This is a genomic window from Frigoribacterium sp. CG_9.8 (assembly GCF_015751965.1).
Classification (GTDB): domain Bacteria; phylum Actinomycetota; class Actinomycetes; order Actinomycetales; family Microbacteriaceae; genus Lacisediminihabitans.
The window spans coordinates 119,300-134,972 of record NZ_JADOVH010000003.1; the positions used below are offsets into that span (position 1 = coordinate 119,300).

The following is a 15,673-nucleotide window of genomic DNA, read 5'->3' on the forward strand; positions in this document are numbered from 1 at the left end:
TGTGGAATGGCCGACCTTCAGCCTATTGCACGGTCAGTTGCGTGATCTTCGTCGGTATGACCGGCGCGCCATCACCCGCACTGGTGGTGGACGGTGTGACACCGCCATCGGCGATCTTGCTCACAAAGTCCGCGAGGCCGCTTGTGATTGTGCCGAAGACGGTGTAGCCGCCTGTTGAGGGGTCCAATTTCGTCTCGGCGTAGGTGATGAAGAACTGACTGCTCTGCGAGTACGGGTTGGCGCCGCGGGCCATGGCAATGGTTCCCGCGGGGTAGACGCCGTCGGCGGGCACGTTTTCGAGTGGGCCGAAGCTGAAGCCAATATCCCCTGATCCTTTTCCATCGACGGAACCGCATTGGATGAGCTTGGCTGTGGCGCTGGTAGTCAGTCGATGACAGGTGCTGCCCGTGCTGGTATAAAAATTTTTCTCGGCGAGATCAATGAAGACCGACGTTGCCTGGGGTGCCTTTGCGCCGTCGAGCGAGATTCCCAACTTGACCGCGTTGAGCGTGAGCTCTCCGGTCCAGGTGCGGCCGCCGGCAATGGTCTTGGCCGGAACGGCACCGACATTTTTCCCCGCAGCAACGCTGTTGGAGGGGGAAGGCGAGGCCGAAGCGGCGGGCATCCCGGGACCGGCAGCAAAATAGAAAATCTGGGTGAGCGTTGCGAGAGTGGCGATCACGATTACTCCAGCGACGGCAACCAGGTTGTCGCGGCGGCGACGGGTCACCTGCAGGCTGTGTACCGACTGTCTTGCGTTGAAGCGGCGCAGTCGGTCACGGGCTTCTCGCGCATCTCGCTCGGTGTTCTTGCTTGCTGCCACGGCTAGTCCCTTAGAGCTCAGTGCCGCGCTGACGGCAGGGGATGTCCCACTGCACTGTATCTGACCGGCGCATGCTGACCGGCGCACGCTGACCGGCGCGCGGCGGCGGATCTCTCCTGTCAGTGGCGCGAACTACCATTGTGTTCATGGTGGATGCCCAGATCGGACTGCGAGCCGGAGCAACACCGCTGGCCGTGCGGATGCGACCGCGCAGCCTCGACGAGGTCGCGGGGCAGCGGCATCTGCTCGCCCCCGGCTCACCGCTGGTGAGTCTTGCATCGGACAAGACGGGCGAGCAAGGGGCGACCTCGGTTATCCTGTGGGGGCCTCCCGGCACGGGAAAGACCACGCTCGCCCAGGCCATTGCGCATTCTTCCGGTCGTAAGTTCGTAGAACTCTCGGCCGTCAACGCAGGCGTCAAAGACGTGCGCGAGGTGATGGAGCAGGCGATGTCCTCGCGGGATCTCTACGGCGTCTCGACGGTGCTCTTTCTCGATGAAATACATCGGTTCAGCAAAGCCCAGCAGGATGCATTGCTGCCGGGGGTAGAAAACGGCTGGATCATCCTGGTGGCAGCCACCACCGAGAACCCATCCTTCTCGGTGATCTCGCCGCTGCTGTCCCGGTCGCTTCTGCTGACCCTCGAGGTGCTTGGTGACGAAGACCTCGGAACGCTCGTCGACCGGGCCGTGGTGGACCCGCGTGGTCTCGCCGACAAAGTCGTACTGGAGCAAGACGCTCGGGCTCTCATCATCCGACTCGCTTCCGGTGACGCCCGGCGTGCACTCACAGCCCTCGAGGCCGCGGCGCTGTCGGCGACTTCCACGACTGAGGCGGATGAGAAGCCGGTCGTCACCGCAGATATCGTCGCGATGGCCGTTGACCGGGCACTGCTGCGCTACGACCGCAACGGCGATGAGCACTACGACGTGATCAGCGCGTTCATCAAGTCGATCCGTGGCTCCGATGTGGATGCCGCACTCCACTATCTCGCCCGCATGATCGAGGCGGGTGAAGATCCGCGTTTCATCTCGCGTCGGGTGATGATCAGCGCGGCAGAAGACATCGGCATCGCTGATCCGCAGGCGCTCCTGATCGCCGTCGCCGCAGCTGACGCCGTGCAGTACGTCGGACTGCCGGAGGGGCGCATCCCGCTGGCCGAGGCGGTGGTCTACCTCGCGACGGCGCCCAAGTCCAACGCCGCGTACCTGGCACTGGATGCCGCGATAGCGGATGTGCGCTCTGGCAAAATCGGGCGGGTCCCGAAGCACCTGCGAGACGCCCATTACGCCGGGGCCAAGAAGCTGGGACACGGCAAGGGCTATCGCTACTCCCACGATTCTGAGCTCGGGGTGGTGCCACAGCAATACCTGCCCGACGAGTTGCGCGACACTCGCTACTACCTGCCAACCGAGCACGGCAACGAGCGCGATGTGAAGGCGCGGCTGGAAAAATTGCGGAAGATCATTCGCGGGGAATAGCAGGAGTTGGCAGGAAGTGGGTTTCACCACCGTCGCGAGCGCAAGCTGCTCGACCACCGGGTCTTCTGTTAGAATTCACGACGGTCCTGTGGAACGCTCTCAGGCCGACACCCTCTTCCCAATCTGTCTGCGCTCGCGCGCGGGCCTCCGCGGCGCACATCCGTTTCGTGGGGGCGAAGAGAATCGAAAGGAAACTCGTGTCTACCCAGTCACGTACCCGTAGCAAGACGCGCCTGTCGCGTGCGTTGGGCATTCCGCTCACGCCGAAGGCCGCCAAATACCTCGAGAAGCGCCCGTACCCCCCGGGGGAGCATGGACGCACCAAGCGCAAGACCGACAGCGACTACGCCGTGCGTCTTCGCGAGAAGCAGCGACTGCGCGCCCAGTACGGCATCCGCGAGGCTCAGCTGAAGATCCAGTTCGAAGAGGCACGTCGTGCCGCTGGTCTGACCGGTGAAAACCTGGTCGAGCAGCTCGAGATGCGTCTCGATGCGCTGATCGTTCGTGCCGCCATCGCGCGCACCACGGCGCAGGCTCGCCAGATGATCGTGCACCGTCATATCCTCGTCGATGGGCAGCGTGTCGACCGACCCTCTTTCCGCGTGAAGCCGGGCCAGCTCATCCACGTGCACCCCAAGAGTGAGGGCATGGAGCCATTCCAGGTTGCCGCCGCTGGCGGTCACGTGGATGTTCTTCCGAAACTCCCGCCCTACCTCGAGGTCGAGATCGACAAGCTGCAGGCCCGCCTCGTGCGGCGCCCGAAGCGGGCCGAGGTTCCCGTGACCTGTGAAGTACAGCTCGTCGTCGAGTACTACGCGGCTCGCTAGTTCCGATCTGGGCGCTGGGCGCCCTGCTTGACCACCGGTATTGTGGGAGCGGATCATCTTCGGATGGTCCGCTCCTTCTGGTTAGGACCGATCGATTGGTGGAGATCATGAGCGGTGCCGATATTGCCGGACTGATTGCTGCGGGTGTATTTGCGGTGCTAGTGGGGCTTCTGGCGATTCCCCTGATCAAGCTCGGCCGCGTCTTCGATGAGGCGAGCGCGGCGATCCGTGACCTCGGCACGAACGTCACCCCACTGCTCGAGGAGGCGACCAACACGATCTCCGAAACGAACAAGCAGATCGCCCGGGTGGACACCATCACGAGGGGAGTCGCCGATGCGACCGGCAATGTCTCCTCCCTCATCGCACTCACCGCTGCCACGGTCGGCGGTCCGTTGATCAAACTCGCCGGCTTCTCGGCCGCGGTCAAGGTGGCGCTCGGAGCACTGAAGCCGAAACCGCGCACAAAGTAAGCTTGATACACCCGAAGCGCCCGAAGCATCCGCAATTCATCTAGGGAGCAACCATGAAGAACATCCTCTGGCTCATCGTCGGTGTGGGGTTGGGATTCGTCGCCGCCCACCAGATCAACAAGACCCCCGAGGGCAAGCGTTTCTTCGAGGACGTGGATAGTCGCGCCCACGAGTTCTCGAACGCTGTCGTAGACGGCTATAAGGAGCGCGAAGCCGAGCTCCGGGCGGCGGTGGCTGATTCGCCGGACGTGCTCTCCAACATCTCCGCACGCTGATCACTATCCCCGTACCATCCGGCTGCCCTCACGGGCATGCCCTGACCTCAGGACACCATGCAGACCGCTGATATCCGGGGCCGCTGGCTCGACTTCTTTGCCGAGCGCGGTCACACCGTAGTTCCCTCCGCTTCACTGGTGAGCGACGATCCGACCCTCCTGTTCACGGTTGCCGGCATGGTGCCGTTCGTGCCGTACCTCGCTGGGCTGGTACCGGCGCCGTACCCGCGTGCCACGAGTGTGCAGAAGTGTATCCGTACCCTCGATATCGAAGAGGTCGGCAAAACTCCGCGGCACGGCACCTTTTTTCAGATGAACGGTAATTTTTCCTTTGGCGACTACTTCAAGGAACAGGCGATCACTTATGCCTGGGATCTGTTGACCACGTCGGAAGCCGACGGCGGGTACGGCTTCGCCGAGAAAGATCTCTGGGTCACGGTCTACAAAGACGACGACGAAGCGTTCGACCTGTGGAAGAAGATTGCAGGTCTCCCGGAAGAGCGGATCCAGCGACTGGATATGGACACCAATTACTGGTCGACCGGTCAACCCGGCCCAGCCGGTCCGTGTTCCGAGATTTTCTTTGACCGGGGTCCTGCCTATGGAATCGACGGCGGACCGGCGACCGATGATGACCGCTATGTGGAGATCTGGAACCTGGTCTTCATGCAGTACCTTCGTGGCCCGGGATCGGGAAAAAATTTCCAGATCCTTGGCGACCTGCCGAAGAAAAATATCGACACCGGTATGGGCCTCGAGCGAGTCGCTTTCTTGAAGCAGGGGGTCGAGAACATGTACGAGATCGACCAGGTGCGCCCGGTACTCGATCTCGCATCCGCACTGTCGGGTCGTCAGTATGGTGCCAGCCACGACGACGACGTGCGCATGCGCATCGTTGCTGATCATGTGCGCTCAGCGCTCATGCTCATGTCTGATGGCATCACGCCATCGAACGAGGGACGCGGCTACATCCTGCGCCGCCTGATGCGTCGCACGATACGCTCCATGCGCCTGCTCGGCGTAGACACTCCGACTTTCACGGAGCTTTTTGCCGCATCGAAGGACGCCATGAAGGCGGCGTACCCCGAGGTCGATAGCGACTATGACCGCATCCGCAATCTTGCGACGGCGGAAGAAGAGACCTTCCTCCGCACCCTGGCGAGCGGCACGAACATCCTCGATCTGGCGGTGACGAAGACAAAGGGCGTTGGAGTAAAGCAACTCGCCGGTGACACCGCCTTCCTGCTGCATGACACTTTTGGGTTTCCGATCGACTTGACGCTCGAGATGGCTGGGGAGGCGGGCCTCAGCGTCGACCGCGACGCCTTTGATGCACTGATGCTTGAGCAGCGAACCATGGCGAAGGCCGATGCCAAGGCGAAGAAGACGCTGCTGGCCGATCTCTCCGTCTACAGTGCATTCCGCGCTGTGGGCGAGACCGTGTTCACGGGGTACGACCACCTCGATACCGACACCACCGTCCTCGGCCTGATCGTCGATGGCGTGTCGGTGTCGAAGGCAGTTGCGGGGGATATCGCCGAGGTGATCCTGGCTGAGACGTCCCTTTATGCCGAGTCCGGTGGTCAGGAGGCGGATTCCGGGAGCATTGTCGGAAGCGGGTTCGACCTCGAGGTGCTCGATGTGCAGCGGCCGGTGAAGGGCCTCGTGAGTCACCGCGTGCAGGTGCGTACCGGAGAAGTGGGAGTGGGGGATTCGGCCACGAGCGAAGTCGACCGCGATTATCGGCGAGGTGCCACCCAGGCGCACTCGGCGACCCATCTCATCCACGCGGCACTCCGCGAGGTGCTCGGACCGGATGCACACCAGGCCGGTTCCGATAATCGGGCCGGCTATATGCGCCTTGACTTCAACTGGAGCAAGCCCCTTTCGCTCGAGACACGCAGTGAGATCGAAGACATCGCGAATAACGCCGTGCGAGAGAATCTGGAGGTCTCGACACGGATCATGCCCCTCGATGCGGCCCGCGCCCTCGGCGCCATGGCCTTGTTCGGCGAAAAGTATGGCGAGGAGGTGCGTGTGGTCGAGATCGGTGGACCCTGGTCACTCGAGCTGTGCGCTGGTATCCACGTGGGTCGGAGTTCGGAAATCGGGCTGATCAACGTGATCAGCGAGGCCTCAATCGGGTCGAGTAATCGACGAATCGAGTCCCTGGTCGGGCGAGAGGCGTTCCGCGATCTTGCGACTGAACGCTCGATCGTCAACGAGTTGACATCGACGCTAAAGACGCCGCGAGACCAGGTGACGAGTCGCATTGCCGAGTTGCTTGTCAACCTGAAGAACGCCGAGAGGCGCATCACCGAGTTCGAGCAGGCCCAACTCACCGAACGTGTTCCCGCCATTCTTGCCGAGGCGAGCCGGATAGGAAAGATGACTGCCGTCATCGCCAATGTCGGAGTGCTGTCATCGTCCGATGACCTGCGCCTGCTCGCCATCACTGTGCGCACCCGACTCGGCAGCGACGCGGCCGTCGTGGCTCTCGCTGCGGATGTTGCTGGCAAGCCCGCGGTCATCGTCGCGACCAACGAGGCTGCACGCACCGTCGGGGCGAAGGCTGGCACGTTAGCGAAGGTGGCCGCGGGCATCCTCGGAGGAGGGGGTGGCGGCAAAGACGACCTGGCACAGGGTGGCGGTTCGAACCTCGCAGCAATCCCGACCGCCCTCGAGGCCATCGCCGCCGGGCTCCCGAGGTAACGGTGCGATCGGGTTCCCGACTCGGCATCGATGTCGGTACGGTGCGGATCGGTGTTGCTTCAAGCGACCCGCACGGAATGCTTGCATTTCCGGTGAGTACGGTGAACCGTGGTGACGGGGATGTCGCGGCCATATTGCTCGAAGTACACGAGCGAGACGTGGTGGAAATTGTGATAGGGCTGCCCCTTTCGCTCTCGGGCCGCGATTCCGCCTCCACCCAGGACGCCCGCGACTTCGCACAGCGAGTGGCGCAGGCTTCAGCGATCCCCGTGCGAATGGTGGACGAGCGGCTGTCCACTGTCTCGGCGACGCGTGCTCTGCAGGCGTCGGGACGCAACGCGCGCTCGTCGCGGTCTGTGGTCGACCAGGTTGCCGCCGTGATAATTTTGCAACATGCCCTCGACGCCGAGCGCACCGGTGGACATCTGCCGGGAGCGGTCGTCGTCCCGCTCGAAGGACGATAAACGTGGCCGATGAGCCAAGCTGGGATGACATCTTCACGACTCAACCTCCACCAGCGGGAGGGGCCGGCTCGCGAGCCGCCGGCGATTCACCAGGCGCCGGTGATTCACGAGGCGCAAGTGGTTTACCGCACGCAGGGGCTCCACAGAGCCGCAGGGAAGCCCGCCGACTCACCTGGCTCTGGGTTCTCCTGTCCATCGTGGTGGTGCTCGGGGTCGTGTCGACCGCGGTGTGGGTCAATTTCAGACCTCAGATTCAGCGGGTATTCGGGATCGAGGCTCCGATCGACTACACCGGCAACGGCACTGGCACAGTCGTGGTGACCATCGAAAATAAACAGATCGGTGAGGATGTCGCACGGACCCTTGCTGCCAGGGGTGTGGTTAAGACCTCGACCGCGTTCTACAAACTCCTGCTCGTGCAAAACCCGCAGGTCACTTTCCACCCGGGCAGCTACCAACTGAAGAGTCGGATGAGCGCCAAGGCGGCACTCGCCGCGCTCCAGGATCCGGCCAACCAGGTGTCGACCCGGGTCTCATTTCCCGAGGGCAGCACGCTCAAGAGCATCATCGCCAAGCTCGCGAATCTGAGCGAGAGCACGGGAGTAAGCCAGGCGCAACTCGAAGCTGCGGCAGCCGATCACGCCTCATTCGGACTTCCGGCGGAAGCTCCGAGTCTTGAGGGCTATCTATTTCCGGCCACTTATTCGCTGGAACCCGGCCGAACGGCCCACCAGATCCTGCAGGTCTTCGTGACCGAGATGTTCTCCCGACTGGATGCTGCCGGCGTCGCCCCGGCAGAGAGACACCGCGTGCTCACCCTCGCTGCGCTCACGCAGAAAGAAGGCGGACCTGTCGCCGACTATCCAAAGGTGGCGCGGGTGTGGGATAACCGAATCGCGAAGGGCATGAACCTGCAGTCCGATGCCACGGTCGCCTACGGTGCGGGGTCGACTCGCATCGAGACCACACCAGCGCAGCGCGCCGATACAGGTAACCGCTACAACACCTATGCAAACCCCGGACTGCCCATCGGACCGATCTCGAACCCGGGCGACAAGGCGATCACGGCCACGCTGAATCCCACAGCGGGCACCTGGCTGTATTTCGTTGTGGTGAATTGCTCAACCGGCGAAACGGCGTTTTCCGACACTTTCACCCAGCAGCAGGCTGCGAATGCGCAACTCGGAGCCTGGCTGAAGGCAAATCCGGGCGGTTGCGATTGACACAACTCGGCGTTCTTGGATCCCCGATCGGGCATTCCCAATCTCCGGCTCTTCACCGCGCCGCCTATCGGGTGCTCCGTCTCGACTGGCAGTATGAGGCGATCGAAGTGGATGCGGCCGGGCTTGCCGGATTCATCGGCAGTCGCGGCCCGGACTGGCGCGGACTGTCTCTCACCATGCCGCTCAAACATGAGGTGATGGCGCTCTTGGATGTCGCAGACCCGTTGGCGAAACTGACCGGGGCTGCGAACACCCTGCTTTTTCACCACGAGAAGGGCGACTGGAGCCTTCGAGGTTTCAACACCGATGTTCCCGGGATCGTCGAGGCGTTCCGTGGCGCGGGCATCTCGCACCTCGGCACGGTGCGGATACTCGGCGCCGGCGCGACCGCCGCATCCGCTCTCGTTGCTGTCGCTGAGCTCGGGGCCCGTCTCGCTGTTGTCTCTGCCCGCTCGGCACACGCGCTTAGTGCGCTGCTCGAGCTTGGTAATCGTCTTGGTATCGACGTGCAGGCCAGTAGAGACGACGACTCTGTCGACGCTCGTGTGCCAGACGCGGTGATCAGCACCCTTCCGGGCGGGGCGGATCACCACTACCATTTCGACTCCGCCACGCGGGCTTCAGCAGTACTTTTCGACGTGGCCTACGATCCATGGCCTTCGCCTCTCGCAGCACGCTGGCTCGACGCTGGCGGTCGGGTTATTCCTGGCATCGAGATGCTTGTGAACCAGGCGCTTTTCCAGGTGCGGATCTTCGTGGGTGGCGGGCTGGATCGCATCCTCCCGCGCGAATCGGCTGTGCTCGCGGCGATGCGGGAGTCAGTCGGACTCTGACCGAAGGGCCGTCCCGCCTGTGGAATAATTCTCTTATGCTTCGATGGTTGACCGCAGGGGAATCGCACGGACCCGAATTGATCGCGATCCTCGAGGGCCTCCCGGCCGGAGTCCCGGTCTCTTTGGGCGCCATCCAGGAAGATTTGCATCGTCGTACGCTCGGGTACGGCCGCGGAGCGCGCCAGAAATTCGAGCAGGATGCACTGACGATCAGTGGCGGAATTCGCTTCGGATACTCCATGGGAAGCCCGGTAGCGCTGCGGATTGGCAACACTGAGTGGCCCCGCTGGGTTGACGTGATGAGCGCGGAGCCAGTCGATCTCGATTCTCTGCCCAAGGGTCGCGGAGCGCCGCTCACCCGCCCGAGACCCGGTCATGCGGATCTGGTCGGCATGCAAAAGTACGGCTTCGACGAGTCCCGCAATGTACTCGAACGGGCAAGCGCCCGCGAGACGGCAGCCCGGGTGGCGCTCGGAGCTGTGGCCAGGTCCTTTCTCGGTGAGCTCGGAATCCACTTGCTCTCCCACACGCTCTCTATCGGTCCGGTGCGGGTCCCAGAAGGCTCCGCCCTTCCCGGCAGTACGGATGTCGCGGCCCTCGACGCCGATCCACTGCGCTGTTTCGATGCGGCGACCTCCGCGCTCATGGTGGCAGAGGTCGATGCGGCACACGAAGACGGCGACACCCTCGGTGGTGTTGTGGAGGTGCTCGCCTACGGGCTCCCACCCGGGCTGGGTTCCTACACGCACTGGGATCGACGGCTCGATTCGCAACTCGCGGCTGCCCTCATGGGAATTCAGGCGATCAAGGGCGTCGAACTCGGTGACGGATTCCTCACGGCAGCGCGTCGCGGGTCCGAAGCGCATGACGAACTGTTCCAGACCGCGGAGGGGATCACCCGGTCGAGTGATCGTGCTGGCGGCACCGAGGGCGGGATGAGCACGGGGACTGTCCTGCGAGTTCGGGCGGCGATGAAACCGATCTCGACTGTTCCGCACGCGCTACGCACGGTCGATATCGTCACCTCGGTTGCGGGCGAAGCGCATCACCAGCGCTCGGATGTCTGCGCAGTACCCGCCGCTGGCGTTATCGCTGAGGCGATGGTGGCCCTCGTGCTGGCGAACGCGGTGCTGGAGAAGTTCGGCGGTGACTCGGTGGTCGAGACGAAGCGCAACCTCGATGGTTATCTCGCGGCGATTCCCGCGAATCTTGCCACCGCCTCCGAATCTGATCTGCTGCTCGGCTCGTGATCGATCGCACGCCTGAGGCGGGTCGGCCACACCTGGTTTTGATCGGACCCCCGGCGGCAGGCAAGACTCGGCTCGGTAAACGAATCGCCCGTATTCTTGGCGCACCATTCGTCGATACTGACCGACGGATCGTTGCCGGACACGGGCCGATTGCACAGATTTTCAGCGAATACGGCGAAAAGTATTACCGTGCGCTCGAACGTGCAGAGGTGATGCAGGCACTGGGTGAACGGGCTGTTGTCGCCCTCGGTGGGGGTGCAATCATCGATCCGGGGACCCAGGGTGATCTCCTCGCCCACCGGGTCGCGCTCATCACCGTGAGTCCGGATGCGGTCGCTGCCCGGATCCTCGGCACCGATCGTCCGCTGATCAGCGGAATCGACACCTGGTCAGAGCTGGTTGCCTCACGCCGCGAGATCTACGAACGGCTCGCCACCCGAAGCTGGGACACGTCCCATCGACCAATCGACCAGATTGCGGCCGAAATTGCGACCTGGATCATTGACGGCGCCCCCAATGGCACCGAAGGCGGCACCCCGAATAGCGTCACGGAAGAGAAGGCACCATGAGCTCCACCACCATCACCGTTCCCGGTGTCGACCCGTACGACATCGTCATCGGCCGAGACATCCTCTCGACTCTCCCAGCGCTGATCGGCTCCAATGCACGCAAGGTGCTCATCGTGCATCCGGCCACCCTCGGTGCACGGGCCGAGCGCATGCGTGAGGCGCTGAGCGCAGATTTCGAGGTGCTGCTTGCGGAGATTCCGGATGCCGAGACCGGAAAGCGCGTAGAGGTCGCGGCCTTCTGCTGGCAGGTAATGGGGCAGTCCGACTTCACCCGCACCGACGTGGTAATCGGATTCGGCGGGGGAGCGGCCACCGATCTCGCCGGGTTCGTCGCGGCGACCTGGCTTCGCGGCATCCGCCTGATCAATGTGCCAACGACTCTGCTCGGAATGGTGGATGCCTCGATCGGCGGGAAGACCGGCATCAACACCAACGAGGGCAAGAACCTGGTGGGGGTGTTCCATGCGCCAGCCGGAGTCATCGTGGACCTTGACACTCTCGATGGTCTCAGCCAGATGGAGATACTGGCCGGCTTCGGCGAAGTGGTGAAGTGCGGCTTCATTGGTGAGCCCGAGATTCTCGACATCATCGAACGGGACGTGGATGTCGCGACGAACTCCTCCTCGGATGAGTTCCGCAGAATGGTGGAGCTCTCGGTCGGGCTCAAGGCCCGTGTCGTCGGGCAGGACTTCACGGAGACCGGTCTGCGCGAGATCCTCAACTACGGTCACACTCTGGGCCACGCGGTGGAATATGCGGAGCGATTCCAGTGGCGCCACGGGGCGGCCGTCGCAATCGGCATGGTCTATGCCGCAGAGCTTGCCAGGCTCACCGGACCGCTGCCGGATGCCGTGGTCGACCGGCACCGGAGCATCCTCACCTCACTGCAACTCCCGATTTCCTACCCTGCGGGACGCTGGCAAACACTACTTGCGGTGATGAAGCGCGACAAGAAGGCTCGGGGTTCGCTGCTGCGCTTCATCGTGCTCGACGACATCGCCAAGCCGACAGTTCTGACCGGGCCCGACGAGAGCCTGCTGTTTGCGGCGTACCAGGAGATCGGGTCGTAGGTGCTCCCGCCCCAATCCGGGCCAATGCGGACATACCAGGTCGGCGTGCCGGCCCGAGTTGACCGCACTGGCCCGCCTGTGGCCGATGTGTGGAACGGCTCGTGGCTGAGGGCAACTCCCGAACGCTAGGCTCGCTGCATGGTCAGTATCCTCGTGCTCAACGGTCCGAATCTCGGCCGTCTCGGTAGTCGAGAACCGGATGTCTATGGCAGCGGCACCCTCGACGACCTGCGCATCGCGCTGGAGGGAGAAGCTCCCGCCGGTCGAGCGATCGATCTGCGGCAGACCAACGACGAAGCCGAGCTGATTGGCTGGCTTTACGAGGCCGTGGACACGGCGAGCCCGGTGATCCTCAATCCGGCTGCCTTCACCCACTACTCCTATGCGCTGCGGGACGCTGCTGCCCTGGTAACGCAGGCTGGACTGATCCTCGTGGAGGTGCACATCTCCAACCCTCACGCGCGGGAGCAATTCCGACACACCAGCGTTATCTCAGCGGTGGCAACCGGAGTGATCGCCGGATTCGGATTCGACTCCTACCTGCTCGCACTCGACGCCATCAACCGCAAACTCGGCTGAACCGGTAGACTCAGCAGCCGGTTTCCCCTCGCGGAATCGCTAATACTCTTCATCCACAGATCGAACGGATTTACCGTCATGGCCTCAACCGCTGACATCAGGAACGGTGTCGTTCTCAACATGGACGGCCAGCTCTGGACTGTGATCGACTTCCAGCATGTGAAGCCGGGCAAGGGTGGAGCTTTCGTGCGCACCAAGGTGAAGAACGTGATGAGCGGCAAGGTCGTCGATCGCACGTTCAACGCCGGTGCAAAGATCGAGACCGAAACGGTGGATCGCTCCGAGTTCCAGTACCTCTACGCCGATGGCGAGCTTTACGTGTTCATGGATGTCGGCAACTACGACCAGATCACGCTCACCGCCGCGCAGGTTGGTGACGCTTCGAACTTCATGCTCGAGAACCAGAACGTGACGATCGCGCTCCACAATGGTGATCCGCTCTATGTCGAACTTCCGGCATCCGTCACGCTGGAAATCACCTACACGGAGCCGGGGCTGCAGGGCGACCGCTCAACCGGGGGCACCAAGCCGGCGACGGTCGAGACCGGATATCAGATTCAGGTTCCGCTGTTTCTGGAACAGGGCACCAAGGTGAAAGTCGACACCCGCGACGGCAGCTACCTCGGTCGCGTCAACTAGTGGGTGCGCGAACAAAAGCACGCAAGCGCGCGATCGACCTGTTGTATGGCGCCGACCTGCGGGAGATCTCGCTGAATGCGGCAATCGCTCTCGAGGCCGATCGGGCGAAGAGCGAACCCGACCGCTGGAACTCCTGGGTCTACGCCCGCACAATCGTCGAGGGAATCGGCGAGCATGGCGATGAGATCGACGAGCTCATCGAGACCTACGCGCAGGGCTGGACCATCAACCGGATGCCCGTCACAGACCGCGCGATCGTGCGTATCGGCATTTGGGAGTTGCTCTTCAACGACGAGATCCCCGACGGGGTGGCGATCTCCGAGGCAGTCGAAGCCGCGAAGCTGCTCAGCACCGAGGACTCCGCCGGCTTTGTGAACGGCCTGCTTGGACGGATCGCACAAACTCGCGCCTGACATTCAGGTTTCCCGTGATGGGTCCGGCGTCCGCGCGGTCACGGGCGTGTCTTTCAATGTTTCGCTTCGTTACTACTCGATTCGATTCGTCATGATCGGAGCCGTACGTTCATTGGGTGCCGCCTTCATCCTTCGCCCCGTCAGCGCTCCTGCGCTATCGGTGTCGCTGCGCGGAGTTAGTCGGTCTTTTGCGGCATCCGAACGCGGTGTTCCTGCTCGGCGGGTTCTCAGCGATGTGACGCTCGAAATCTCTCCCGGCGAGATTGTGGCGCTGATCGGTCCCTCGGGTTGCGGCAAGTCGACCTTGCTTCGACAGATCATCGGACTGGACGCGCCCAGTTCCGGCGAGGTACGCATCGACGGCAGCGCACTCGTTGGTATCGACCAACGTTGCGCCATTGCATTTCAGGAGCCGCGGCTCCTCCCGTGGCGTTCGATCGTGCGGAACGTCGAAATTGGTTTGCCCAGAGGTACGGATCGCGGCATCGGACATTCCAGAGTCGCAGAGCTGCTTCAGCTCGTGCAGCTCGAGGAGTCGAGTCAACTTCGCCCTCGCGAGGTATCCGGGGGAATGGCGCAGCGTGCGGCTCTTGCCAGAGCCCTCGCTCGCGGTCCCGGCGTGCTCGTGCTCGATGAACCTTTTGGTGCTCTCGATGCGCTGACTCGGCTCACCATGCAGGATCTGCTCCTCGACATTCATCGCGCTGAACCGGCGACGATCATTCTGGTGACCCACGATGTCGACGAAGCGCTCTACCTGTCTGACCGGGTTGTGCTGCTCGGCCGCGCCCCGGGGACCGCTGAAGGCAGCGGATCCGGCATCGTCCGAATCGTTGACGTGCCTGGCGCCCGACCGCGGGATCGCGCGGATACGCAGCTCGCGCGCATCCGCTCTGAACTTTTCGAAGGCTTGGGCGTCGAGCGTCATCATCAGGTCACCCCGCAGCTCAGCTCAGCCCAAACACCCTGATTCTCCCCGCTCGATTACAGAGGAAAAAAGCATGCGTAAAAAAGTCATTGGTTTCGCGGCCCTCGTCGCTATGGTCGGCCTGCTACTGGCCGGGTGTGCCGGGGAGGGGTCTGCCGTCGTGCCGAAATCGACAGCGGCCTCTACCGTCGAAAAGTGGAGTGCCCCTGTGCTCAACATCGACTTCGCGACATACAACCCACTGAGCCTGATCATCAAGGACAAGGGCTGGCTCGAGGCCACGCTCGGCGACAAGGTGAAGGTCAACTGGGTTCAGTCTGCTGGTTCAAGCGCGGCGAACCTTGCGTTGCGTTCCGGCGCAATCGATATCGGCTCGACCGCTGGATCGGCTGCCCTTCTCGCTCGCTCAAATGGTTCGCCGATCAAAACGATCGACATCTACTCCCAGCCAAACTGGGCTGCCATCGCCGTCCCCAAGGGGTCATCGATCAAGTCGGTCGCCGACCTCACAGGCAAGACGATTGCGGTAGCCAAAGGCACCGATCCGTATTTCTTCCTCCTTCAGTCGCTCGAGAAGTTCGCAGTGCCATTGAACTCGGTCACGATCGTGAATCTCGCTCACGCTGACGGCAAGGCGGCTCTGGAAAGTGGCCGGGTCGATGCCTGGTCCGGCCTTGACCCGCTCCTGTCCGCCAGTGTCGTGAGCGCGGGATCCACAGTGATTTACGACAACCCGTCCTTCAACAGTTACGGCTTCCTGAACGCCACCGAGTCGTTCCTCTCCCGTTCTCCTGATTTGGCGCAGCTGGTCGTCAACGCTTACGAAAAGGCCCGTGCGTTCGCGGTCAAGGATCCGTTGGCCACCGCGACGATCCTCTCCACCGTTGCCGGCATCAGTCCCGCTGTCGCCACGAATGTCATCGAGAACCGCAGCAAATTCGACGTCTCCCCGATCCCGGGTGCCCGCCAGACCGCGGTGCTCAAGGTCATCGCACCGGTATTCGTGCAGTCGGGGGATGTCGCCAACCAGGGGCTTGCAGACGCTGCCCTGAAAAGCCTGTACGAGACCTCCTTCGCGAAGAAGGCCGACCCGTCGGCCCTGAAATAGCGGTGG

General features: G+C 62.8%; 17 protein-coding genes. 16 read left to right on the top strand and 1 reads right to left on the bottom strand.

All coding sequences use genetic code 11. The annotated features are described in order from the left end of the window. Positions 1-22: 22 nt before the first annotated feature. Entirely contained in the window at positions 23-823 is an 801-nt protein-coding gene (locus tag IWX88_RS08280) for a peptidylprolyl isomerase (protein WP_196829193.1), read from the bottom strand. Positions 824-969: 146 nt separating this feature from the next. Here IWX88_RS08280 and IWX88_RS08285 point away from each other — a divergent pair, with 146 nt between their 5' ends. The 16 genes from IWX88_RS08285 (at position 970) to IWX88_RS08360 (ending at position 15,667) form a co-directional block, all read left to right on the top strand. Then, positions 970-2,304 carry a replication-associated recombination protein A gene (locus tag IWX88_RS08285; protein ID WP_196829582.1) on the top strand — a complete coding sequence of 445 codons (1,335 nt, stop codon included), beginning with the start codon at positions 970-972 and terminating at the stop codon, positions 2,302-2,304. 197 nt (positions 2,305-2,501) lie between these two features. Beyond that, positions 2,502-3,131 carry a 30S ribosomal protein S4 gene (rpsD, locus tag IWX88_RS08290; RefSeq protein WP_196829195.1) on the top strand — a complete coding sequence of 210 codons (630 nt, stop codon included), beginning with the start codon at positions 2,502-2,504 and terminating at the stop codon, positions 3,129-3,131. A 107-nt stretch (positions 3,132-3,238) separates the two neighbouring features. After that, a complete protein-coding gene (locus IWX88_RS08295) occupies positions 3,239-3,604 on the top strand; it encodes a DUF948 domain-containing protein (protein ID WP_196829197.1) in 366 nt (121 codons plus the stop codon). A gap of 53 nt (positions 3,605-3,657) precedes the next feature. Beyond that, positions 3,658-3,879 (top strand): hypothetical protein, encoded by a 222-nt coding sequence (locus tag IWX88_RS08300; protein ID WP_196829199.1) that lies wholly within the window; start codon positions 3,658-3,660, stop codon positions 3,877-3,879. Between the two features lie 57 nt (positions 3,880-3,936). Then, complete coding sequence (alaS, locus tag IWX88_RS08305) at positions 3,937-6,591, top strand: alanine--tRNA ligase (protein WP_196829201.1); 2,655 nt, start codon at positions 3,937-3,939, stop codon at positions 6,589-6,591. Positions 6,592-6,593: 2 nt separating this feature from the next. Then, complete coding sequence (gene ruvX / locus IWX88_RS08310) at positions 6,594-7,055, top strand: Holliday junction resolvase RuvX (RefSeq protein ID WP_196829203.1); 462 nt, start codon at positions 6,594-6,596, stop codon at positions 7,053-7,055. 197 nt (positions 7,056-7,252) lie between these two features. Further along, entirely contained in the window at positions 7,253-8,278 is a 1,026-nt protein-coding gene (gene mltG, locus IWX88_RS08315) for an endolytic transglycosylase MltG (protein WP_370568261.1), read from the top strand. After that, positions 8,275-9,111 (top strand): shikimate dehydrogenase, encoded by an 837-nt coding sequence (locus IWX88_RS08320; RefSeq protein ID WP_231369046.1) that lies wholly within the window; start codon positions 8,275-8,277, stop codon positions 9,109-9,111. The genes mltG and IWX88_RS08320 overlap by 4 nt, the downstream gene beginning before the upstream one ends. A gap of 35 nt (positions 9,112-9,146) precedes the next feature. Next, entirely contained in the window at positions 9,147-10,361 is a 1,215-nt protein-coding gene (aroC, locus tag IWX88_RS08325) for a chorismate synthase (RefSeq protein ID WP_196829205.1), read from the top strand. Beyond that, positions 10,358-10,930 carry a shikimate kinase gene (locus tag IWX88_RS08330; protein ID WP_370568262.1) on the top strand — a complete coding sequence of 191 codons (573 nt, stop codon included), beginning with the start codon at positions 10,358-10,360 and terminating at the stop codon, positions 10,928-10,930. The genes aroC and IWX88_RS08330 overlap by 4 nt, the downstream gene beginning before the upstream one ends. Then, positions 10,927-12,000: a 3-dehydroquinate synthase gene (aroB, locus tag IWX88_RS08335; RefSeq protein WP_196829207.1), complete on the top strand. Its 1,074-nt coding sequence runs from the start codon at positions 10,927-10,929 to the stop codon at positions 11,998-12,000. The genes IWX88_RS08330 and aroB overlap by 4 nt, the downstream gene beginning before the upstream one ends. Positions 12,001-12,138: 138 nt before the next feature. Further along, a complete protein-coding gene (locus IWX88_RS08340) occupies positions 12,139-12,579 on the top strand; it encodes a type II 3-dehydroquinate dehydratase (RefSeq protein WP_196829209.1) in 441 nt (146 codons plus the stop codon). 78 nt (positions 12,580-12,657) lie between these two features. After that, complete coding sequence (gene efp / locus IWX88_RS08345) at positions 12,658-13,218, top strand: elongation factor P (protein ID WP_196829211.1); 561 nt, start codon at positions 12,658-12,660, stop codon at positions 13,216-13,218. Beyond that, the gene (gene nusB, locus IWX88_RS08350; RefSeq protein WP_196829213.1) at positions 13,218-13,631 is read left to right on the top strand and encodes a transcription antitermination factor NusB; all 414 of its coding nucleotides are present in this window, start codon (positions 13,218-13,220) and stop codon (positions 13,629-13,631) included. The genes efp and nusB overlap by 1 nt, the downstream gene beginning before the upstream one ends. 91 nt (positions 13,632-13,722) lie before the next feature. Continuing rightward, entirely contained in the window at positions 13,723-14,601 is an 879-nt protein-coding gene (locus IWX88_RS08355; RefSeq protein ID WP_196829590.1) for an ABC transporter ATP-binding protein, read from the top strand. 31 nt (positions 14,602-14,632) lie between these two features. Further along, positions 14,633-15,667, top strand: coding sequence for an aliphatic sulfonate ABC transporter substrate-binding protein (locus IWX88_RS08360; protein WP_196829215.1), 1,035 nt, complete (start codon positions 14,633-14,635; stop codon positions 15,665-15,667). Positions 15,668-15,673 lie beyond the last annotated feature (6 nt).